The sequence below is a fragment of the Cupriavidus sp. H18C2 genome, from assembly GCF_049393795.1.
Lineage (GTDB): Bacteria > Pseudomonadota > Gammaproteobacteria > Burkholderiales > Burkholderiaceae > Cupriavidus > Cupriavidus pauculus_C.
Genome location: NZ_CP186011.1, coordinates 734383 through 756723, shown reverse-complemented (window position 1 = coordinate 756723; position 22341 = coordinate 734383). Strand labels below are relative to the sequence as shown.

At 67.3% G+C, this 22341-nt stretch carries 20 protein-coding genes; 12 read left to right on the top strand and 8 right to left on the bottom strand.

Features of this window, described 5'->3' with window-relative positions:
• The first annotated feature begins 23 nt into the window (after window positions 1-23).
• Window positions 24-3221, top strand: coding sequence for a pilus assembly protein (locus EPAKOI_RS19930; protein ID WP_423194410.1), 3198 nt, complete (start codon window positions 24-26; stop codon window positions 3219-3221).
• A gap of 46 nt (window positions 3222-3267) precedes the next feature.
• Here EPAKOI_RS19930 and EPAKOI_RS19925 read toward each other — a convergent pair whose 3' ends face one another.
• Window positions 3268-4152, bottom strand: coding sequence for a LysR family transcriptional regulator (locus EPAKOI_RS19925; RefSeq protein ID WP_124686786.1), 885 nt, complete (start codon window positions 4150-4152; stop codon window positions 3268-3270).
• A gap of 130 nt (window positions 4153-4282) precedes the next feature.
• On the opposite strand from EPAKOI_RS19925, the gene argC reads away from it, so the two are divergent.
• Window positions 4283-5206: an N-acetyl-gamma-glutamyl-phosphate reductase gene (gene argC / locus EPAKOI_RS19920; protein WP_423194409.1), complete on the top strand. Its 924-nt coding sequence runs from the start codon at window positions 4283-4285 to the stop codon at window positions 5204-5206.
• Window positions 5207-5217: 11 nt separating this feature from the next.
• Here the strand turns inward: argC and EPAKOI_RS19915 are convergent, their stop codons facing one another.
• Entirely contained in the window at window positions 5218-6108 is an 891-nt protein-coding gene (locus tag EPAKOI_RS19915) for a LysR family transcriptional regulator (RefSeq protein ID WP_423194408.1), read from the bottom strand.
• 145 nt (window positions 6109-6253) lie between these two features.
• Between EPAKOI_RS19915 and EPAKOI_RS19910 the strand changes: the two genes are divergently transcribed.
• On the top strand, window positions 6254-6646 hold the full coding sequence (locus tag EPAKOI_RS19910; RefSeq protein WP_423194407.1) for a carboxymuconolactone decarboxylase family protein: 393 nt from the start codon (window positions 6254-6256) through the stop codon (window positions 6644-6646).
• A 113-nt stretch (window positions 6647-6759) separates the two neighbouring features.
• Window positions 6760-7143 (top strand): YkvA family protein, encoded by a 384-nt coding sequence (locus tag EPAKOI_RS19905; protein WP_423194406.1) that lies wholly within the window; start codon window positions 6760-6762, stop codon window positions 7141-7143.
• Between the two features lie 41 nt (window positions 7144-7184).
• On the opposite strand, the gene EPAKOI_RS19900 is transcribed toward EPAKOI_RS19905, so the two are convergent.
• The 4 genes from EPAKOI_RS19900 to EPAKOI_RS19885 all read right to left on the bottom strand — a co-directional run bounded on the left by EPAKOI_RS19900 (window position 7185) and on the right by EPAKOI_RS19885 (window position 11239).
• On the bottom strand, window positions 7185-8174 hold the full coding sequence (locus EPAKOI_RS19900; RefSeq protein ID WP_423194405.1) for a Bug family tripartite tricarboxylate transporter substrate binding protein: 990 nt from the start codon (window positions 8172-8174) through the stop codon (window positions 7185-7187).
• A 45-nt stretch (window positions 8175-8219) separates the two neighbouring features.
• Window positions 8220-9023 carry an SDR family NAD(P)-dependent oxidoreductase gene (locus EPAKOI_RS19895; RefSeq protein WP_423194404.1) on the bottom strand — a complete coding sequence of 268 codons (804 nt, stop codon included), beginning with the start codon at window positions 9021-9023 and terminating at the stop codon, window positions 8220-8222.
• Window positions 9020-10312, bottom strand: coding sequence for a histidinol dehydrogenase (gene hisD / locus EPAKOI_RS19890; RefSeq protein ID WP_423194403.1), 1293 nt, complete (start codon window positions 10310-10312; stop codon window positions 9020-9022). Before hisD ends, EPAKOI_RS19895 begins: the two co-directional genes overlap by 4 nt.
• Window positions 10313-10447: 135 nt before the next feature.
• Window positions 10448-11239, bottom strand: a complete 792-nt coding sequence (locus EPAKOI_RS19885) for an HpcH/HpaI aldolase family protein (RefSeq protein WP_124686568.1) — start codon at window positions 11237-11239, stop codon at window positions 10448-10450.
• A 115-nt stretch (window positions 11240-11354) separates the two neighbouring features.
• On the opposite strand from EPAKOI_RS19885, the gene EPAKOI_RS19880 reads away from it, so the two are divergent.
• Window positions 11355-12287, top strand: coding sequence for a LysR substrate-binding domain-containing protein (locus EPAKOI_RS19880; protein WP_172966185.1), 933 nt, complete (start codon window positions 11355-11357; stop codon window positions 12285-12287).
• A gap of 157 nt (window positions 12288-12444) precedes the next feature.
• Here EPAKOI_RS19880 and EPAKOI_RS19875 read toward each other — a convergent pair whose 3' ends face one another.
• Both EPAKOI_RS19875 and EPAKOI_RS19870 read right to left on the bottom strand, forming a co-directional pair.
• The gene (locus EPAKOI_RS19875; protein ID WP_423194402.1) at window positions 12445-13497 is read right to left on the bottom strand and encodes a porin; all 1053 of its coding nucleotides are present in this window, start codon (window positions 13495-13497) and stop codon (window positions 12445-12447) included.
• A 93-nt stretch (window positions 13498-13590) separates the two neighbouring features.
• Window positions 13591-15024: an aldehyde dehydrogenase family protein gene (locus tag EPAKOI_RS19870; protein ID WP_423194401.1), complete on the bottom strand. Its 1434-nt coding sequence runs from the start codon at window positions 15022-15024 to the stop codon at window positions 13591-13593.
• A 74-nt stretch (window positions 15025-15098) separates the two neighbouring features.
• Here EPAKOI_RS19870 and EPAKOI_RS19865 point away from each other — a divergent pair, with 74 nt between their 5' ends.
• The 7 genes from EPAKOI_RS19865 to EPAKOI_RS19835 all read left to right on the top strand — a co-directional run bounded on the left by EPAKOI_RS19865 (window position 15099) and on the right by EPAKOI_RS19835 (window position 22325).
• Window positions 15099-15752 (top strand): GntR family transcriptional regulator, encoded by a 654-nt coding sequence (locus tag EPAKOI_RS19865; protein WP_124686572.1) that lies wholly within the window; start codon window positions 15099-15101, stop codon window positions 15750-15752.
• A gap of 98 nt (window positions 15753-15850) precedes the next feature.
• On the top strand, window positions 15851-16798 hold the full coding sequence (locus tag EPAKOI_RS19860) for a Bug family tripartite tricarboxylate transporter substrate binding protein (protein ID WP_423194400.1): 948 nt from the start codon (window positions 15851-15853) through the stop codon (window positions 16796-16798).
• Between the two features lie 14 nt (window positions 16799-16812).
• Window positions 16813-18000, top strand: coding sequence for a mandelate racemase/muconate lactonizing enzyme family protein (locus tag EPAKOI_RS19855; protein ID WP_423194399.1), 1188 nt, complete (start codon window positions 16813-16815; stop codon window positions 17998-18000).
• Window positions 18001-18030: 30 nt separating this feature from the next.
• Window positions 18031-18756 carry a ribonuclease activity regulator RraA gene (locus EPAKOI_RS19850; protein ID WP_423194398.1) on the top strand — a complete coding sequence of 242 codons (726 nt, stop codon included), beginning with the start codon at window positions 18031-18033 and terminating at the stop codon, window positions 18754-18756.
• Entirely contained in the window at window positions 18749-19570 is an 822-nt protein-coding gene (locus EPAKOI_RS19845; protein ID WP_423194397.1) for an NAD-dependent epimerase/dehydratase family protein, read from the top strand. Before EPAKOI_RS19850 ends, EPAKOI_RS19845 begins: the two co-directional genes overlap by 8 nt.
• Complete coding sequence (locus tag EPAKOI_RS19840; RefSeq protein WP_423194396.1) at window positions 19539-20468, top strand: SMP-30/gluconolactonase/LRE family protein; 930 nt, start codon at window positions 19539-19541, stop codon at window positions 20466-20468. Before EPAKOI_RS19845 ends, EPAKOI_RS19840 begins: the two co-directional genes overlap by 32 nt.
• A 105-nt stretch (window positions 20469-20573) precedes the next feature.
• Window positions 20574-22325, top strand: coding sequence for a hypothetical protein (locus EPAKOI_RS19835; RefSeq protein ID WP_124686578.1), 1752 nt, complete (start codon window positions 20574-20576; stop codon window positions 22323-22325).
• The last annotated feature ends 16 nt before the right edge of the window (window positions 22326-22341 follow it).

Below are 22341 nucleotides of genomic sequence, written 5' to 3'. Positions count from 1 at the left end.
CGCGCCAACCCAACACAGCCCCCATGCGCACATCCGCTCTCAGCCTCGCGTTCGCCCTCTGCATGGGCACGGCAGCGTCTCCCAGCCTGGCCGAGGACATCGATCTCTACACGGGGCTGCAGCCTGAAGCGGGCAAGCCCAACGTGCTGATCCTGCTGGACAATGCGTCCACGTGGGACGCCGACGCCAACTTCACGTGTTCCACCGCCGGGGTGGTCAGCAGCAACAACGCCGGCAAGGACGTGGGGGCGCTGCAATGCGCGCTCTACAACGCCATCAGTTCGATACGGGATTCCAAGACGCTGTTCGGCAACATCAACGTGGGCCTGATGATGTTCGGCAGCGGCAGCAACGTCGGCGGGCGGATGCGCTACCCGGCGGCCGCGCCGTACAAGCTGCCGCTGATGGACGGCAGCGGCGTGGACGGCTTCCTGACATACCTGAAGACCATCGACCGCCAGGCCGACAACGCCAACAACTCGCAGGTCGGCGGCGGGATGCAGGAAGCCTGGGCGTTCTTCTCGGGCAACACGGGGCTGTCCGGCACCAAGTACACGTCGCCGATCGACAACCCGTGCCAGCGCAACTTCATCATCTACATCGGCAACGCCGTGAACAACGGCAAGCCGCAGGACACGGGGCAGAACGCCTTCGATTCGCTGGTCAAGGCCGGCGCCAGCACGGCGCAGCAGCAGGAGATCGTGCTGCCGATGAACGCCAAGTACCAGAGCAGTTGGGGCGACGAGTGGGCGCGCTTCCTGTACCAGACCGACGTGCGCGGCAACATGGACAACCGCCAGAACGTCACCACGTACACGATTGCCGTTACCGACGACAAGAACCCCGACTATGTGCAGCTTGCCGTCAGCATGGGCACCAATGGCGGCGGCAAGTCGTACACGGTAAAGCTGGGCGCCGTGAATGACCTGGCGTCGGCACTGGTGTCGATCTTCAACGAGGTGCAGGCGGTCAACAGCGTGTTCGCGTCGGTCAGCCTGCCGGCGTCGGTCAATGCGCAGGGCCAGTTCCTGAACCAGGTGTACATCGGCATGTTCCGGCCCGACGCCACCGCTGGCCCGCGCTGGATGGGCAACCTCAAGCAGTACAAGGTGGGCTACGACAAGACCGGCAAGCTGGTGCTGCAGGATGCCGTGGGCGAGTCGGCCATCAGCAACGCCCAGACCGGCTTCATCTCGCCCAACGCGGTCAGCTACTGGACGGCCGAGGCGCCGCTGTCGTATGCGGGCGGGGCGTACGGTGCCACGGTCAAGGACTGGCCGGCCAAGGGCTACTGGCAGAACAGCCCGTCCGGTGCCGGCTGGAACCTCGATTCGCCCGATGGCGAAGTCGTCGAGAAGGGCGGTGTTGGGGAGATGATGCACGCGCAGTGGCTGACCAGCCAGGGCTCGCGCACGCTGCTCACCTGCAACGGCATCGGCAATTGCCCGGTAGGTGGCGCGCTGCCGAGCTTCGATACGTCCAACACGTGGCTGACTGGCACCAGCGGCGTGGCGGCGGCCAATAGCGGCACCAGCGGCGCGGCCGCGATCCCGGCGTCCGAGATGCCCAAGCTGATCGCATGGGTGCGCGGCCAGGACGTCAGCGCGGCCGACACCAAGACCAGCAAGAGCATGGCTGGCGCCGAAGGCGAGCCGGGACCGGGATCGCCGGTGACGGTTCGCCCGTCGATCCATGCCGACGTGCTGCATTCGCGTCCGGCCGTGGTCAACTACGGCGGCACCACTGGCGTCGTGGTGTTCTACGGCACCAACGACGGCGTGTTCCACGCAGTCAACGGCAACCAGAAGGCCGGCATGGGCACCGTGCGGCCTGGCGGCGAGATGTGGGGCTTTGTCGCGCCCGAGTTCCTGGGCAAGCTGAGCCGCCTCTACACCAACTCGCCGGAGATCAAGCTGTCGACCACGCCGGACGGCATCACGCCAACCCCCAAGCCCCGCGACTACTTCTTCGACGGCAGCACCACGGTCATGCAGGACATGCGCGACGCCGCCAATCCGCGCGTGATGCTGTACTTGACCGCCCGGCGCGGCGGGCGGCTGGTCTATGCGCTCGACGTCAGCAACCCGGCCGTGCCGCGCTTTGCCTGGAAGCGGTCCAGCGACGACATCGCGGAGCTGGGCCAGACGTGGTCGCAGCCCAAGGTCGCCCGCGTGCGCGGCTACGCCAATCCGGTCATCATCATGGGCGCCGGCTACGACCCCGCCGAGGACAGCGACCCGTCGCCGGGCGTCAACACGATGGGCCGCGGCGTGATCGTGCTGGACGCGTACACCGGCAACGTCGTGTGGTCGGCCCAGCCGTCTTGCGCCGGCGCAAGCGGCACCTGCACCGAGGTGCCGGCGATGACGCGCGCCATCCCTTCCGACGTGACGACGGTGGACCGCAACAGCGACGGCTACGTCGAGCGCATCTACGTGGGCGACGTGGGCGGCAACCTCTGGCGCGCCGACTTCGAAACCACGGCTGGCAACGCCCCCGCCAACTGGGCGATGGCCAGGCTGGCCGCGCTGGGCGGCGCCGCCAACACCAACAACGCGCGCAAGTTCTTCTACGCGCCCGACGTCATCTCAACGCGCGGCTACGACGCCGTGTCGATCGGCTCGGGCGACCGCGAGCATCCGCTGTATTCAGCGTCGGCCACACCGGGCACGGCCTACAACGTGGTGAACCGGCTCTACATGATCCGCGACGTCAACACGATGAACCTGCCGGCCACATGGACGCCGCTCACCGAAGCCAACCTCGTGGACGCCACCAGCACCCCCTACGACGGCTCGCGCTCCGGCTTCTTCATCACGCTGGTGAACCCTGGGGAAAAGGCGGTGAACGCGCCGCTGACCGTGGCCGGCTACACCAGCGTCGGCACCAACACGCCGTCGGTGCCCAAGCCCGGCGTCTGCTACCCCAACCTCGGCATCGCGCGCAGCTATTCGTACAGCTTCCTGACCAGCGCCGGCCAGAACGCCGACCGCTCGATCATCCTCGACGGCGGCGGCTTCCCGCCATCGTCGGTCTTCGGCGTGATCAACGTCGACAAGGACGGCCAGCCCACCGTGGTCCCGGTGCTGTTCGGCGCCGGCAACCAGACCGGCAACGCCGGCGGCGACGACAAGTCCGCGCTCGGCGTGCAGAAGGTGACGCTGACCGGCGTGGGCAAGCGCAAGCGGATCTACTGGTACTCGGAGACGGACCGGAAGTAGGGCGGCTATCCGCCGGCAATGACCCAGGTGCACCGGCCACTACTGGCTATGCGAGCCGGAGGTCCCACAGCGCGTCCAGCACGTGCTGCGTGGCGCGTTCGACGGGGCCGGCGCGATGCGCGATGCCGAGGCGTCGCCATAAGGCCGGGCGCAGTGGGCGCATGACGATACGCGGGTCGGGCACGGGTGTCGTAGCCTCGTGGGGCAGCAGCGCCGCGCCGTAGCCGGAGGCGACCAGGCTCTTGATGGCGTCGTTGTAGTTAAGCTGGATGCGTGGCACAGGCTGGTGTCCCGCTGCAGCAAACCACTCCGCGGTCTGGCGCGATAGCCGGGTGGTGGCGTCATTCAGGATCAGCGGCTGGGTGGCCAGCCAATCGGGCGTGACGCGTTCCGGGCACTGCCAGTGGGCGGGGAGAAAGGCCATCACGGGGTCCCGACGCCATGGTTTGATCACCAGACCGGCTACTGGCGGTTGCGGCAGGGCGACCAGCCCGATATCCAGCGTGCCGTTCGCCAGTCGGGACAACGTTTCCTGCGAGGTCAGCACTGCGATCTGAACGTCGATGGCGGGATGCTGCTGGCGCAGTACCTCCAGCGCCTGCGGCAGCAGATGCGCGATGGCGCCGGTCGACGCACCCAGGCGCGCGCGGCCTGCAAGCCCTTCCACCTGGCGCCGTATGTCGTCGAACGCCTGCTCGGCATCGGCCAGCAGCCGACGACCCCTTTCCACCAGCACCTCGCCAATGGCAGACGGCCTGACCTGTCCACGCTTGCGCGAAAGGAGTGGTGCGCCGACCCGCTGTTCCAGCTCGGCGATATGCAGGCTGACCGTGGGTGGCGCCAGATGCAAGGCGCGCGCTGCCTCGGCGAACGAGCCATGGTCGGCAATGGCGACCAGCGTACGCAGGCGGTCTAGGCTGATTTCGCGCATCGCGGCTCCAATACTGAATTCAGGAAAGATGAATGTCACGGTTGTGAAATTCAACTTTTCCTATTTTAGCCGCCACTGCAACATAGGGCTCCTTTGACCTCAATGCTGCAGCAGCCACTGGAGATTCCGCATGAGCGCTCCCCTTGTTTTCATCGACGGCGACCAAGGTACGACCGGGTTGCAGATCCACGAGCGGCTGCGCGGCCGCACCGACCTTAGCGTGGTGACGCTGGCGGCATCGGAACGCAAGGACCTGCGGCGGCGTGCGGAAGCGATCAACGGCTGCGACATCGCCATCCTGTGTCTGCCCGACGCCGCCGCGCGCGACGCGGTCGGCGCCATCGTCAATCCTGCGGTCCGGGTGATCGACGCCAGTTCCGCGCACCGGACGCACGCCGACTGGACCTATGGCTTTCCGGAGATGGCGCCAGATCAGGCCGCGCGCATCGCCACCGCGCAGCGGGTCACCAATCCCGGCTGCTATCCGACTGGCGCGATTGGCCTGCTAAGGCCGCTGGTGCAGGCGGGCCTGGTGCCCGCCAGCTATCCGCTCAGCATCCATGCCGTATCGGGCTACTCGGGGCGCGGACGGGCAGGGGTGGAGGCGTACGAAGGCGGGGATGCCGTGGGCGCGCCGCCGTTTCAGGTGTACGGCCTGGCGCTTGCGCACAAGCATCCGCCGGAGATCCAGCAGCATGCGGGGCTTTCGCAGCGTCCCATCTTCGTGCCGGCCTACGGCGCGTTCCGGCAGGGCATCGTCCTGACGGTGCCGCTCGACGCGCGGTTGCTGCCTCACGGCGTGGATGGCGCGACGCTGCATGCCTGCCTGGCGCAGCACTATGCAGAGTCCCGGTACGTCCACGTCATGCCGATGGATGACGGTGCCGAGTACCTCGACCCGCAGGTGATGAACGGTACGAACGACATGCAGTTGCGCGTGTCCGCAAACGCCGAGCACGGCCACATCCTGCTCTCGGCGGTGTTCGACAACCTGGGCAAAGGCGCTTCCGGTGCCGCGGTGCAGAACCTCGACCTCATGCTGACACGCCAATAGGCGGCGCCAGCCTAGGCGGGCCGCTTCGGCCTGGCCGCTGCGACGAGGATATCGCGGATGTCTGTCCGATCGCTCGGCAAGGCCAGGCCGATGCCGACCGAAAGTTCTTCGCCCTCGGCTAGCGGGCGGTACACGACCCCCGCGCGCCGGAATGCGGTGAACGATTTCGGGAGCAGGGCGATGCCCCGGCCATTCGCGACGTCGGCAAGCAGGACGTGATGGTCCGTCGGCTCTTTCAGTTTTGACGGCGCAAAGCCGTGACGGACGAAGACTGTCTGGCAGTGGTCGTAGAAGGCAGGCTGCCGCGCGCGTTCGAACCAGAAGACGGGCTGACGTGCCAGATCCGCAAGGCCGACGGTCCGGCGCTTCGCCAGCGCATGGCTCGACGGGATCGCGGCAATCATCGGCAGGCGGTCCAGTTCCAGCACGTCCAGCCCGTGCACTTCCGTAGGCAGTGCGATAAACGCCGCGTCGAGCTTGCCGGCGCGGAGCTGCCTGATCAGCCGTGGCGACGTGTCAGAAGCGGTGGACACCATCGTTTCGGGATGGCTGGCTTGCATGCGCTGGGCCAGGCCGCGAAACCAAGCCGGTTCCACCGCGCTGGTCAGGCCGACCCGGAGATTCGACGGAAGGCCCTTCGTGGCCAGCGCTGCCTCGGCTTCGCGCAGCATTCGCGCGATGTTTCGCGCATACGGCAGCAGCTTTTCCCCGGCAGCGGTGAGCGTCACGCCTTTCGTGTTCCGGTCGAACAGCTGCACGCCAAGTCGCGCTTCGAGCTCCCGGATCGCCCGGCTCAGGGGCGGCTGTGACAGATGCAACGTCTCTGCCGCCTGCCGGAAGCTCAGCGCATCGGCTACGGCAAGGAACAACGTCAGGGATCGGGAATCAAGGCGCTCGGACATACCAAAAAGGTATCACGAACTCGGTCATTCCGCTCCGCCGGCGTGTGCCATAGAGTGGCCACATCAACCCTCTGGAGAACGTCATGCACCTGTTCCACCGTACTGTCCGGGCGAGCGTCGCCCTTGATTGCCGGGAAGATGCCCGATGAACGCCGATCGTTACGCACGCGGAATGCGCATGCTGGAAGCCGTCGATGGCGCCACCGGTCAGGAAGTGGTCAAGAACCTCGCCCGGTCATTCCCCGACTTCGCACGCTACATCGTCGAGTTTCCGTTTGGCGATATCTACGCCCGCGATGGACTGGGCCTGCGCGAGCGCGAACTGGCGACCGTCGCGGCGTTGTGCGCGCTTGGCAATGCCTCGCCGCAGCTCCGCGTACACGTGCATGCGGCCTTGCACGTAGGCTGTCAGCCGCGCGAGGTGGTGGAAGTCGTCATGCAGATGGCGGTGTACGCGGGGTTTCCGGCCGCCTTGAACGGGCTGTCCGTGGTGCGCGAGGTCTTTGCCGAAAGCGGGATAGCGCTGCCGCTGGACTGACGCTACCCCGGCAACGCGCCTTAGACCCGCGCTTGTTCCGCGTTCCTGCAAAATAAGCAACTTTCCGGCACCCTTGGCACGGCATGCGCCGTGCGTCCCACGCCCCCTTGAAGATGGCCATCCTTACCAACCTGCGCGCCTGGGCGCAACGCATCAAGCGCGACGGCGTGACCCTCTGGTTCGCCTGTCGGCATCCGGGGACGCCCGTGCTGGCCAAGGCGCTGTGCGTCCTCGTGGTCGCGTACGCGCTCAGCCCGATCGACCTGGTGCCCGATTTCATCCCGGTGCTGGGCTACGTCGACGACGTCCTGCTGCTGCCCGGCCTGATCTGGCTGGCGGTCAAGCTGATGCCTGACCACGTTCTGGCGGACTGCCGCACGCAGGCTGACCGCTGGTTCGAAGCCCGGCGCGACAAGCCGACCTCCTACTGGGGGATCGCGCTGGTGGCCGGCGTCTGGGCGGCCGTGATCTATGCGATCTGGTCGGTCCTCCGCTGAATCCGGAATCCAGCGTCGGCCGCGACCACGGCCGCCCCGCGTTACTCAGGCTGCACGCCCGCGTCGCGCGTGACCTTGCCCCACTTTGCAATTTCCGCTTTCTGGAATGCGGCAAACGTGGAGGGCGTCATCGGCTGCGGCTCCACGCCAAGCGCACGCAGCCGCTGCAGCACCGCCGGCGTATTGACGACCGCCGAGATCTCGCTCGACAGCCGGTCGACGATCGGCTTCGGCGTGCCGGCCGGCGCGAAGATGCCTTGCCACGACTGCATCTCGAAGCCCTTCAGGCCCTGGTCAGCCAGCGGCAGCACGCCGGGCAGGCTCGCCAGCGCATGGCTGGACGACACCCCCAGGGCGCGAACGCGCTTGCCATCGAGCATCGGCTTGGCCGCCGCCACCGTCTCGAACACCAGGTCGATCTGCCCGCCGATCAGGTCCGTCATCGCGGCGGCGCCACCCTTGTAGGAGATCTGCTGCAACTGCGTGCCGGTGATGCTCTGGAACAACTGCCCCGACAACTGCTGCGAACTGCCGGGCCCGGCCGTGCCGAAAGTCAGCGAACCGGGCTTGGCCTTCAGCGCCGCGACAATCTGGTCCACCGACTTGTAGGGGCTGTCATTCGCCACGACGAGCACGTTGCTGACCGTGCCCACGAGGTTCACCGCCACAAAGTCCTTCAACGGGTCGTAGTTGAGCTTCTTGTAGAAGAACGGGTTCACGGCGTGCGTCGTGATGGTCCCTTCCATGATCGTGTAGCCATCGGCGTCGGCACGCGCCACCAGTTGCGTGCCCAGGATGCCCGAGACGCCGGGCCTGTTGTCGATGACGACCGGCTGTCCCAGCCGCTTCGACAAGCCTTCGGCCACGATGCGCGCGGTGGCGTCGGTGACGCCGCCGGGCGAGAAGGGCACCACAAGCTTGATCGGCTTGCTAGGCCACGTATCGGCCCGCACGCCGGTGGCGACAGTGGCTAGCGACAGTCCGGCAATGGCAAGCGCGATGCACGCGGCACGGTGGGCTAGGGCTTTCATGATCAGTCTCCATGTTGTTCTGGGAAGGTAAGGCGGGGCGGGGCGTCAGTACAAGGGCCGCCCGCCGTCGACGGGAATTGCCACGCCAGTGGTGAACGGCATCGCGCCAGCGGCCACGAGTACCGCCGTGGCCACTTCAGCGGGGTCGGCAAGCCGGCCGAGCGGTGTCAGCCGCGCCTGCATGTCGCGCCAGGCCGGGTCCATCGCCCGCACGAAATCGGTGTCGACGAGCCCGGGCGAGACCGACAGCACGCGGATGCGTGGCGCCAGTGCGCGGGCCAGCGACGCCGTCACGTTGTCCAGCGCCGCCTTGGACGCACAGTAGGCGATGTTGCTGCCCATGGCCGTCCGCGCCGCGACGGACGAGATGTTGATGATGACCGGGCTGTCCGCCGCCTCCAGCAGCGTGCGGAATGCCCGCACCATCGCGATCGGCCCGCGCACGTTGGTGGCCAGCACCATGTCGATGAGCGCATCGTCGAGCCCGTCGAGGTCATCGTGCCGCACGTACCGCGTGGTGCCCGCGCAATTGACCAGCACATCCACACGGCCGAACGCTTCGGCAACTTGGGCGGCGCTGCGCGCCAGCGCGGCGCTTTCGGTCACTGGCAACGGCAGGGCCACATGGCCGATCTGGCTGACCTGGCCGGGGCCGGGCACGGGCAGGGCGCGCGCCAACGCCAGGGCGTCGTCGGCCGAGCGGTTGTACCCGGCCACCACCGACGCGCCCATCTCGGCGAATGCGTGGCAGATGGCGGACCCGAGTCCGCCGGCGGCGCCGGTCACGACGACCACCTTGCCCGTGAAATCGATCTGCCCGCTCATGGCCGTGCGCGCGGCGTTGCTCATGCTGCGTGGCGCGGCTTGCCGTAGCGGCGCACGCGAATGTCGGCCTGTTCCTTGTGTCCGGCAAAGCCTTCCAGCGCACACAGCCGCGAGCAGTACTCGCCGATCATGGCCGACGCCTCGTCGGTCGTCACGCGCTGGTACGTGCAGGTCTTGATGAACTTGCCCACCCACAGCCCGCCCGTGTAGCGCGCGGCGCGCGTGGTCGGCAGCGTGTGATTGGTGCCGATGACCTTGTCGCCATAGGACACGTTGGTGCGGGCGCCCAGGAACAGCGCGCCGTAGTTCGTCATGTGCTGCAGGAAGTAGTCCGGATCGCGGGTCATGACCTGCACGTGCTCCGACGCGATGCGGTCTGCCTCGGCCACCATCTCCTCGTACGAATCGCACAGGATGATCTCGCCATATTCCTCCCACGCCACGCGGGCGATTGGCGCCGTCGGCAGAATGGCCAGCTGGCGCGTGATCTCGGCCGGCACGGCTTCGGCAAGGGCGCGCGAGTTGGTCAGCAGGATGGCGGGAGAGTTGGGGCCGTGCTCGGCCTGGCCCAGCAGGTCGGCCACGGCAAGTTCGGCATCGCAGGTATCGTCGGCGATGATCAGCGTCTCCGTCGGGCCGGCCAGCAGGTCGATGCCCACGCGGCCGAACAGTTGGCGCTTGGCTTCGGCCACATAAGCATTGCCGGGGCCCACGATCATGTCGACGGGTTCGATATGTTCCGTCCCCAGTGCCATCGCGGCGATGGCCTGCACGCCACCCATGCAGTAGATCTCGTCGGCGCCGGCCAGATGCATGGCGGCCACGATGGCCGGCGACGGCTTGCCATCGAACGGCGGGGCGGCGGCAATCACCCGCTTCACGCCGGCCACCTTTGCGGTCAGCACGCTCATGTGGGCCGATGCCACCAGCGGATATTTGCCACCGGGGATGTAGCAGCCGACGCTGTTGACGGGCAGGTTCTTGTGGCCCAGCACCACGCCCGGCAGCGTCTCGACCTCGACGTCGTGCATCGAATCCTTCTGGATCTGCGCGAAGCGTCGAATCTGGTCCTGCGCGAAGCGGATATCGGCCAGCACATCGGGCGACAGCGACGCCACGCACGCTTCGATTTCCGCCTGCGACAGGCGGAATTGCTTCGGTTCCCACTTGTCGAACTGGGCCGAGTACTCGCGCACCGCAGCGTCGCCCCGGCTGGCGATCTGCGCCAGGATGCCGGCGACGGTATCGCGCACCTGCGCCTGGATTTCGGTCTTCACTGCCTGCGGCTTCGACGTCTTCAAGTATTGGGCCATGCTGTATCTCCTTGGATGAGTGCCAGGCGCGCACGACGCCGGGACGCACTGCGCCCGGTCGCCGCTGCGATCCTGCGATGTCTTGAAATGGTTGGATGCCGGCGCACCAGAACGCGCGCGAGCCGGCGCGACGCGCTAGTAGCGCAACGCGGGTGAGACGACGTCCTGCCCGCCCTGGGCGGCCTGACGGAACGCCTGGGTGATCAGGCTGGTGGCGACCGTGGCGAAGTAGCGGGCACCGAATGCGCCATAGCGTCGCTCGTCATCGGGGCTGAGCGCGATGATGCCGGCGCACTTGCCCTGCGACTGGACCGCACGCAGCGCCTGCTCGATGGCCGCGGCCACGGCGGGCGTTTTCCAGTCGTTGCCATAGCCCATCGCGTGGGCAAGGTCGTTGGGGCCGACGAACACCGCGTCGATGCCATCCACGGCGGCAATGGCCTCGGCATTGGCCACGCCCGTGGGCGTTTCGATCATGGCGATGAGCGCCACCCCCGCATTGCTGCGCGCCGTATGCGCCGCGCCGGGAAACGCGCCGTAGCCGGCGGCCCGCCCGCTGAAAGCGCTGCCGCGCCGGCCGATGGACGGGTAGCGCACGCGCTGTACCAGCTCGCGCGCATCGTCGGCGGTCTCGATCATCGGCACCTGCACGCCGCTGGCACCCATGTCCAGCACGCGGGGGATGTCTTCCATGAAGCAGCGCACCACCGGAATGATGCCGCTGGCCCGCGCCGCACGCAGCATATGCTCGGTGGTTTCGAAATCCGCGGCGCCGTGTTCGTTGTCGATGATGACGAATGTGAAGCCGGCATAGGCGCACATTTCCACGAGGGCCGGGCTGGGCATTGCCGTGAAGATGCCGCGCAGGGGCTGGTCGCCGCGCAGCAGTGCCGGCAGGCGGTCGTCGATGGGGTGCTGGATGGTCATGTCTCGCATCTTGTCGTTGTCACGGCGCATGGGGCGGCCGGGTGAAGACATTCTGCGACCAGGCGAGTTATATTTCCAATATTACTTCTGTATCTCATTTATACAGCGCCTGTATATGTACAACCCACTCGAACTCCGTGTGCTGACCTCGTTCCTGGTGCTGGCCGACGAACTGAATTTCACGCGCGCCGCGCGCCGGCTGAACATGACGCAGCCGCCGCTGAGCCTGCAGATCAAGCAGCTCGAAGCCCAGATCGGCGCGCAGTTGTTCGAGCGCACCAAGCGTAGCGTGCGGCTGACGCCGGCAGGGCAGGTCTTGCGCGCCGAGGCCGAGAAGCTGTTCGATATCGAACATCGCGCCCGCCAGATGGTGACGCAGGCCAACCGGGGCGAGGACGTCGGCCATCTCAGCATCGGCCTGACGGCAATCTCCGCTGTGGAACTCGTGCCAAACATCCTGCGCCGGTTCTCCGCGCGCGTGCCCGGCGTCCTGTACTCGCTGCGCGAGATCAGCTCGGAGGCCATGCTGCAGGCCCTGCTGCGCAATGAACTCGACGTCGCCATCCTCCGGCCGCCGGTTACCGATCCGCGCCTGCAGGCGCGGCGGCTGATGTCAGAGCCCTACGTGCTGGCCGTGCCGGTCGATCATCCATTGGCCACGCAGCGCAAGGTCCACGCCCGCGACCTCGACGGCCAGAGCCTGGCCACGCTGGAGCGGCGATTCGGGCAGTACGCGCACGACCTGATGATGACCTGGCTGGCAGAGCACAACGTGGTGCCGCTGCGGATGCACGATGCCGCGCGCCATCACGCGATGATGTCCATGGTGGCGGCCGGCATCGCGGTGTCGCTGGTGCCGGCGTCCGCCGCCGCGCAGCCCATCAAGGGGGTGGTCTATCGCCGCCTGGCGGATCGGGACGTTCCCGCGCTGGAACTCTGGGTCGCCTTCCACAAGGAAATCGGCAATCCGATGACGTTGCCGTTCGTGACGCAGGCGGTGGAATCCGCCGCGGGCTACAAGATCGGGGCGGAGTGTTTTGGGGGGTAGGGGGCTGAACAAGGCGTCGATCAATCCCGCAGAGGTGAAGGCGGAGATCCTGCGCATGATGGGGCAGTGGCTGCAATAGCCTCTGCACGGAAGTTCGACCCCCTGGCCTCGTACCAGCCGGACCCCTCACCGCGGCCCGGCTGGCACGCACCCCCATTCAGAACTTGTGGCGAATGCCGGTCGTCACGCCAATCCGCGTGCCATGGCCGTAGAACGGCGTGACGAAGGTGGGCTGCGCGGCCAGCGTGCGCCACGTGCCGTTGAGGGTCGTGTAGTCGGCTTCGATGTAGACGTCGGTGCGCTTGCTGAAGTTGTAGTCCAGCATGACCGCACCGGTGAAGCGGTTGCCGCTGTCGCCGTTGATCTTCATGCGGTCGTAGGTGCCTGTGACCAGCAGCATCCATGCGTCGCTGAACGAGTGCTTGGCGCCCGCGTAGAACGCGTTGTCGCGATAGCCCGCGTTGTTGTACGTGCTCCGGGTGAAGCCGGCGTTGAACTGCGTCCTGCCCAGCTTGTACGTGCCGCCGACGGACCAGACCTGCTGGTCGCTCAGGGGCACGACCGTGCCGAAGTAGGTGCTGGTGTCGCGCATGACCTGGTAGCCGCCGGCCAGCTTGAGCGGGCCGCTGGCGTACGTCACGCTGGCCCCGGTGGACGAGGACGTCTTGAAGCTGCCGGCGACTTCGCCAAAGGCATGTTGCGCGGCCAGCGTCACGGGGCCGAACGTGCCCGCGTACTTCAGCATGTTGTCCTGCCGCACGCCGCCGGTGTAGTTGCCGCTCTGGAAGGCGACCAGGCCCAGGTTGGGCAGCGCCATGGTGTCGTAACTGGCGATGACTTCGTGGATCACGGTAAAGTCGCGGCCCAGCTTCAGCGTGCCGAAGTCGCCGGACAGGCCGACGAAAGCCTTGCGGCCGAACAGGCGCCCCCCCTGCGAGGCCATGCCCGTGTCGGGCAGGAAGCCGTTTTCCAGCACGAACAGCGCCTGGTAGCCACCGCCCAGGTCTTCCGTGCCTGCCAGGCCCCAGCGCGTGCCGGTCAGCACGCCGTCGCCCATCTGGACCTTGCCGCTGCCGTTCGCATTCTCGTGCGTGGTGTAGCGGATGGTGGTATCGACCAGGCCGTACAGCGTGACGCTCGACTGCGCCAGGGCCAGTGTCGGGCTCGCACCGCCGCAGGCCACGCATAGCGGCAGGATGATCTTCCTCATGTTGTCTCCGTGATTTTTTGGATGGATGTAAGGCGGCGGCCGATTGCGGCGCGCCACCGTGGGACTGCGAAAACGTGTGTTGGCGCGCCGGCGTCAGGCCTGGATGTATGCGGTCTTGCTCGTGGGGAAAAACTCCCGCGCTGCCCAGCCTTGTTCGTGGGGGCCCGATGAGGAACCTTTGGTGCCGCCGAACGGCACGTGGTAGTCGACGCCTGCCGTGGGCGCGTTGACCATCACCATCCCGGCCTGGAGCCCGCGTCGAAAGCGCGTGGCCCGCGCCAGCGATTGCGTGCACACCCCGGCCGACAGGCCGAAGCTGGAGTCATTGGCCAGCGCCAGCGCATGGTCGTCGTCGCGGGCGCGCAGCACGGCCGCGATGGGGCCGAAGATTTCGTCCCGCGCGATGCGCATGTCCGGGTGGCAATCGGCAAAGATGGCTGGCGAGAAGAAGAATCCCTCGGTATCGGTACGGAGCCGCTCGCCGCCGACCACGAGCCGCGCCCCTTCGTCCTGCCCGATCGAGACATACCGCAGGTTCTTGTCGAGCTGTACCGCATCGACGACGGGGCCGATATCGGTGCGGTCCTCCAGCGCATGGCCCACCCGCAACTGGCTTGTCGCTGCCACGAAGGCGGAAAGAAAGCGGTCGTGGATGGCGTCGGCGACGATGATCCGGGACGATGCCGTGCAGCGCTGACCGGTGGAGTAGAAGGCGCCCTGTACCGCGGCGTCGATGGCCACGTCCAGCGCGGCATCGTCCAGCACCACAAGCGGATTCTTGCCCCCCATCTCCAGTTGCAGGCGCTTGCCGGCCGCTGCCGCGGCGAGTGCAATGCGTCGTCCGGTCGCCTCTGATCCTGTGAAGGAGATGGCCGTCACGCGCGGATCTGTGGTCAACGTGGCGCCCAGTTCCGCGCCGTGGCCCATCACGAGGTTGAACACGCCGTGCGGCAGGCCGCTGCGCGACAGGATGTCGGCCAACGCCCAGGCGCAGCCGGGCACCAGCTCGGCCGGCTTGAACACCACGCAGTTGCCGAAGGCGAGGGCAGGGGCGATCTTCCAGGCGGGAATCGCAATCGGGAAGTTCCAAGGCGTGATGATGCTGATGACGCCGACAGGCTCGGCCGTGACTTCTACCTCGATGCCGGGCCGGGTGGAGGGCAGGTGCTGACCATGGGGGCGCAGCGCTTCCTGCGCGTAGTACTTGAAGATGTGGCCGGCGCGCGTGACCTCGCCAATCGCCTCGCGCAGCGTCTTGCCTTCTTCACGGGCCAGTAGCCGGCCCAGCTCGTCCTTGCGGGCGAGGATTTCCATGCCCACACGCTCCAGCACGTCGGCGCGCTGCTGGACGGGGCTCTGGGACCACATGGGAAAGGCACTGGACGCGGCGGCAATCGCCTGTTCGGCCATATCAGGCGTGGCCAGGGCCGCGTAGCCGATGACCTCCGTGGTTTCCGAAGGATTGATGTTCGGCGCCCACCGCTCGGCGCCCATCCATTGCCCGTCGATCAGGTTCTCGTATCTCATTGGATTTTGGATTTTGGAAAATCCAATGTATAGTAAGCTCACGTTCCACCAAACGCAACCGGGTTTCCACGACCATGCAACGTATCAACACCCCCACGTACGTCCGGCTCCGCGAGCAGATCCGGGCCGATATCGCGGCTGGCGTCTGGCCGCTCGGCGCGCATATCACGCTCGCGCAGATGGTCGACCGGTACGAGGTGAGCCTCAATCCGGTTCGCGAGGCACTGCTGCACTTGCAGGGCGAGGGGATCATCGACATGCAGATGCACCGTGGCGCCGTGATTCCCACGGTCGACGCCACCTACATCGCCAACATCTACGACATGCGCGGCGCCATCGAGCAAATGCTGGCCGCCAAGGTAGCCACGCTGGCGACGCCCGAGGACCTGCAGGCCATCGACGCCGCGCGGCTGCGGCACGAGGAACTGGTGACGGGCACCGACATTGGCGCGTGCGTGGCGGCCAACCGCGAATTCCACCGCGTCTTCAACGGCGTGGCGGGCAACCAGCCGGCCGTGGACGTGCTGGGGTCCCGGTCTAGCCTGGTGGATGCGCTGCGGCGATCGCTGGGCTACGGCGCGCAGCGCAAGGACGCCGTGATCGCACAGCACCGGAAGCTGGTAGCCGCCGTGCGCAAGGGCGATGCGGCGCTGGCCGCGAAGGTTGCCCTGGAACACGCCGAGTCCGCACGGGACGACCTGCTGCGCATGATCGACAAGCCGCACTAGCCGTGCGCGCCCGCCCGGGCGCCACGAGAAAATTTCCAATCAACAAGGAGACAGCCGAAATGACATTCGGTAAGGGCGTCCTGCGCCTTGCGTTTTTGATGACCGCCAGCCTTGGGCTGGTAGAAAGCGGCGCCGCGGCGCCCGCACCCTATCCGTCCCGCCCCATCCAGCTCATCGTGGGCTTCGCGCCCGGCGGTGCCGCCGACACGGTGGCGCGTGCCGTGGCCGAGCAGATGGCCAAGTCGCTCGGGCAGCCCGTGGTGATCGACAACCGCAGCGGCGCGTCCGGCAACATCGCCACCCAGACCGCACCGGCCGCGCCGGCCGACGGCTATTCGGTCATCTTCGCCGCGATCCACCTGGCCACCAATCCGTCGATGATCGGCGTGCCCTACAACCCGCGCACCGATATTGCGATGGTGGGCCAGATGACCAGCGTGCCGGTGCTGATGCTGGCCGCGGCGTCGTCGCCGTACAAGACGGCGGCCGACGTGGTCACGGCTTCGCGCCGCACCGATGGCGGGCTGCGCGTGGGCAGCGGCGGCATCGGCACGTCGTCGCACCTGGCGCTGGAACTGTTCAAGCGGGCGGAACACGTGCCGGCGCTGCACGTGCCTTACCGCGGCGGCACGCCCGCGCTGCAGGGGCTGATGTCGGGCGAGGTCGACGTGATGTTTGACCTGGGGTCCGGCACCCTGAAGTCGTATATCGAAGCCCGCAAGGTGCGCCCGCTGGCGGTCATGCAGGCCGAACCGGTGGCCAGCATTGCCGCGCCCACGGCACCGCAGGCCGGGCTGCCCAAGGAGACCTATATCCGTAGCTGGCAAGGACTGGCCGTCAAGGCCGGCACGCCCCCGCAGGTCATCGCCCGGCTGCACGACGCGCTGAACCAGGCCCTGCAGCAGCCGGCCGTTCGCGCGCGGGTGCAGGCGCTTGGCATGGAGGTCAAGCCCAGCGCGGCCCCGGCCGATTTTCAGAAACTCTATGTCGACGAACTGGACCGCTGGTCCGCGCTGATCAAGTCGGCCAACATCAAGCCGCAGTAAGCGCATTGGCAACCATGAAAATCACTCGGGTCAACGTTCATCTGATGCAGGCAGGCGCGCCCACGCATACCGCATGGGGCGGGGCGGGCAAAAGCGCACTGGCATCGGGCCGCAACTGGTTGTTCGCGGAGATCCATACGGAAGAGGGACTGGTCGGTCTGGGCGAAGGCTCCGGCTGGCCACGCGTGGTGGCCGCGGCGCTGCCTGACCTGGCACCGCTGCTGGTGGGCGAAGATGCGTTTCAGACCGAACGGCTGCACCAGAAGTTGCGCGTGGCGACGATGGGCCACGGCCATCTGGGCGTCGTCGGTGGCGGGGCGCTGGCCGCCATCGACACTGCGCTGTGGGACATCAAGGCCCAGGCACTGGGGCGTCCGCTCTGCGACTTGCTGGGCGGCCGCGTGCGGGACCGGGTTCCCTACTACGCGCACGTCAAGGACGCGGACACCGCGCGTGCCGCCGTGGCGCGCGGCGTGCGGGCGCTGAAGGTGGGCGGCACCCGGCAAATCGTGGAACGTGCCTGGGCGATTCGCGAAGCCATCGGGCCGGATGTCGACCTCATCGTCGACCTGCACGGCCCGGCGTGGCTCACGGGTGCCGACGCCGTGGCGGTGGGCCGCGCGCTGGAAGGGACGAACCTGCTGTTCCTGGAAGAGCCGGTGGCGCCCGACGATGCGCTCGGCTGGCGCCGCGTGCGCGACAGCGTGGCGCTGCCGCTGGCATCCGGCGAGCGGCTGGGGACGCTGGCCGAGTTCGACCAGCTTATCGGCAGCGGCCTCGTCGATGTGGTGCAGCCCGACACCGGACGCACCGGCGGCCCGACGCAACTCAAGAAGATCGCGGCGCTGGCCGAGGCCAGGGCGCTGCTGGTGGCGCCGCATTCCGGTTCGCTCGGGCCGGTGGCCGAGTTCGCGGCGGTCCACTGGATGGCCGCGTCGCCCACCGGGCTGATCCTGGAGCGGCTGGAGCCGGACTGGGATGGCAAGCAGGCCGCCGTGACGCGGTCGTTGCAGGCCAGCGATGGATATATCGACGTGCCTGCCGAACCGGGCCTTGGCACCTCGCTCGATCACGCCTTCGTCGCCGCGCATCCCAGCGAGCGCAACATCGCGCTGCCCGCGGGCGGCTGGGAGCCCGGCACCGAGCACGAAATCCCTTACCTGCAGGCGCGGCGCAGCCGGGCCCGCCTGACCGACCGATAACCTCAAGATCACAGAACCATGGAGACGACCATGCCTTTGTCCGAAAAATCGCGCGAGATCCTGATGCGGGTCTCCACTGCCACGCTGACCACCATCATGTTCAAGCGCGGCTTTCGCAATGTCTTCCTGCAGGGGTTGAAGCCGCTGAACCCGCAGGCGTGCCGCTTTGTGGGGCCGGCGTTCACGCTGCGCTACATCCCCGCGCGCGAAGACCTCGACCCGATCAGCGCCTTCGAGGACCCGCGCCACCCGCAGCGGGTGGCCATCGAGGAATGCCCGGCCGGCCACGTGCTCGTGATGGACAGCCGGGGCGACGCCAGCGCGGCGTCGTCGGGCAACCTGCTGGTGACCCGCCTGTGGAAGCGGGGTGGCGCCGCGGTAGTCACGGACGGCGGCTTCCGCGACAGCCCTGAAATCGCGGACATGGCGTTCCCGGCCTGGCACACGCGCCCGTCGGCGCCGACCAACCTGATTCGCCACCATGCGGTCGACCTGCAATTGCCCATCGCCTGTGCGGGCGTCAGTGTCTATCCCGGCGACATCATGGTGGCGGACGAGGAAGGCATCGTCTGCATCCCGCAGCACCTGGCCGAGGAAGTGGCGCAGGAGTCGATTGGCCAGACGATGTACGAGGACTGGGTCAACGAGAAGATCCTGGCGGGCAGCGCGCTGCCGGGCCTGTATCCGCTGCTGAACCCGGCGCTGCAGGCCGAATACGCCGATTGGCAGTCGCGGGAGCGTCATCGCTATGCCTGAGCAAACCTTGCCAGTCGTGGTGCTGACCGGCGCGGCGGGGCGCCTGGCGCAGCACGTGCGGCCGCTGCTGGCGCAAATGGCCGGTGAAGTGCGGCTGTGCGACCAGCGTGCCGTCGCCACGCTGCATCCGAACGAGACGGCATGGCAGTGCTCGCTGGAAGACGCCGATGCCTTGGGGCCGATGCTGCAAGGCGCCGACGCCATCGTGCATTTTGCGGGCTATCCGCGTGAAGCCGCGTGGGACGTGATCCTGCCGGCCAACGTGGCGGGCGTGGCGAACCTGTGGGAAGCGGCCCGCGCGGCCGGCGTGCGCCGCATCGTCTATGCGAGTTCCAACCATGCGGTCGGCATGTATCCCCGCTCGGTCATCATCGGGAGCAACGATGCGGCGCGTCCGGACTCGCGTTATGGCGTGTCGAAGGTGTTCATGGAGGCCGTGGCCAGCCTCTATGCGCAGAAGTTCGGCATCAGGGCCTTCGGCATGCGTATCGGCCATTGCTCCGAGGCGCCGCTGGATGCCCGCATGCTGTCGCACTGGATCAGCCCGCGCGATCTGGCGCAACTGGTGCGCGTCGGCCTGACGGCGGCGTTCGATGAGGCCCTGGTCTACGGCGTGTCCCACAATTCGCTGACGTGGTGGGACAACTCGCGTGCCTACGCGCTGGGCTATGCGCCGCAGGACTCGGCCGATGCCTATGCCGGGGCGCTGCGCGGCAAGACATCCCAGGACCCGGTGGCGGAGTTCTACCAGGGCGGCAGCTTTGCCGCGGAGGAGTACGACGGTGATCGTTCGGCATTCGACGCGCCTCGTTGAAGTCCGCGAACGGCGTACCGCCGACGGGCTGCGCCTGAGGGAATTCCGCGTGGGCAACCGCGTTGGCGAGTGTCCGGTGTGGGATGCCGGCCAGCTCGCGTGGATCGATGTGCGCGCGCCAGCCTTCCATGTGCTGGACCCGCGCACGCGACTGATGACCACCTGGCATCTCGACAAACCCGTCGGCGCACACTGCCGGCGCGTTGACGGCCGCATCGTGCTGGCCCTCAGCGACGAACTGGCCGTGCTGGACCCGGTCACCGGCAAGCTCCGCACCGTGGCGCATCCCGAGCCGGACCGGCCGGGCAACCGCCTGAACGAGGGGCGGGTATCGCCCTGTGGCAACTGGTTCCTGTTCGGCTCGATGGACGACACCGGGGCACGCCAGCCCACGGGCCGCATCCATGCGCTGCATGCGTCCGGCCGCTGCCATGTCGTGCACGATGGCCTGTACACCGCCAACGGCTTCGCATGGGCGGCCGACGCGCAAACGTTCTACTTCTCCGACAGCCTTGCCGGCGTGGTCTATCGGGCGCGATGGCAGGCCGATACGGGGACGCTCGACGCCATCGCGCCATGGATCAGGGCCGGCGAGCAGGAAGGGCGGCCCGATGGCGCCTTTGTGGACGACGCCGGCAACTACTGGTCGGCAGGCGTGTCGGCCGGGCGCCTCAACGTCTATGCGCCTGGCGATGGGGCGTGGCGCTTCACCGTGGCGCTGCCATGCCAGGCCCCCAGCATGCCGTGCCCGGGGCCGGACGGCTCGGTGTTCGTGACATCGCTGGTCCGGCCGCAATGGCAGCCCGATGACATCCGTCCCGAAGATGGCCAACTGTTCCAACTGATGGACGTGCTCGACACCGGCGCACGGCCGTCGCCCCGTCTTTCCATTCTCTAGGAGCTTCTATCGCCCAGCTATCCCAGGCACGCGTGCATGAATTATGGATTATCCAAAATTCATGCCGCAGCAGGTCACGTTGAACAAAACCCAAAGAGGAGACACATGTACCAACGAAACTTGACCCAACTCGCCAGCCTTGTCGCAGTGGCAGCGCTGACCGCCGTCATGGCCGGCTGCGGGGGCGACGACTCCCCGGCATCGGCTGGCACACCGCCTACCAGTTCCCCCACGGCGCCACCGCCGGCCAATTCACCCACCCAGCCCGGCCCGACGCCGTCCATCAATCCGCCGGTCAGCGCCGAAACCCGCGCCATTCTCGATGCGGACCCGGCCAGCTACGCCGCCTTGCAGCCGGTGGCCGCCAGCGGCTACACGCAGCTTGGCCGCATCAAGCCGCGTACCACGATGGAACTCAAGGCGCAGGGCCTGAGCAGCACGCTGATGATCGGCGGCGAGACCACCGACCGCGACTTCAGCGTGTTCTCGAACTGGCGCGAGTACCTGAATCCGCTCGGGACGACAAAGGTGCGCGTCCAGTCGGGCTGGAACGACATCGAACAAACCATCACCACGCCCGCCACCTACAACTTCGCCAAACTCGACGAAATCGTCGACGGCGCCATCGCGCAGGGGCAGGCGCCGCTGGTCTTCCTGGGCTATGGCAACGTGCGTCCCGGCTGCACCGACTGCGGCACCGCAAGCCTGGGCGGCGCGTTTCCGACCGGCGAAGGCAAGGAGCGCTTCCTGAACTTCGTGGCCGCCACGGTCATGCGCTACAAGGACAAGGTGAACGACTGGCAGATCTGGAACGAGCCCACCAAGGACCTGGACACCTACAAGACGCTCATCGTCGAGACCGCCAGGCTGATCAAGCGCATCCAGCCCGAGGCCAAGCTGACGATCGGGTCGTGGTACACGGTGCACTACGTGCTGGGCTGCCTGGAAAACTGCAATGACAGCGCCGCGAACCAGGAGGCGCGCAACTACATCCTGACGTCGCTGAAGTACTTCTACGACAACAAGGGGCCGAGCGTGCCAAGCGGGGACGTCTACGTGGCGTTCCACCCCTACACGACCGCGGTGGATTACGACCACTCGGCCTGGGACAAGCAGAGCATGGACAACTTCCTGGCGCTGGTGGCGGGCTACGGCTTTCGCGTGCGCATGGACGAGAACGGCGCCCCGTCCACCCCGTGCAACACCTACGCGATGTGCAACCAGGGCGCGCTGGTCTGGACCGAGAAGAACCAGGCGAAGTACAACCTGCGCCGGGTGCTGGGCGACCTGGCCCGCGGCATCGAGACCAGCATGTTCACGATCACGGACCTGCACTACAACGACGCCAAGAACACCAAGGGGCTGCTCACCACCGGCGTCTGGGACCCGAACAACGATTCGCCGTTCCTGAATGGCGACCAGCGCGTCCACGGCAAGAAGATCGCCTACGGCGCGTTCCAGAACGTCACGGCCCTGTTCGACAACCGCATGCAGCCCGTACCGGATCACGGCTGCGTGGCGCCGGCCGGCTATACCGCCCACGCCTGGAAGCAGACCAGGAACGGTGCGGCCTCCACGGTCATCGGCGTCTGGAAGATGACGAAGTTGCCCGTGGCCGACGACGCGGAGCCGCGTGCCGTGGTGCAGGTCACCTGCAGCAAGATCGGTTTCACCGAAATGGCCGCCGCTGGCAGCCAGCCGCGCTATGTCGACATGATGGACGGCAGGGTCTATGCAGTGCCGGCCGGTGGCATCGCCGCCAACAGTCCGAACACCGTGACGTTCTCCGTGCCGGTTGCAGACTGGCCGGTGCTGATCGCCGACGCGTCGGTCGTGCCGCAGGCTGCCCTGCGCTAAGCCCCGGGGACGCCAG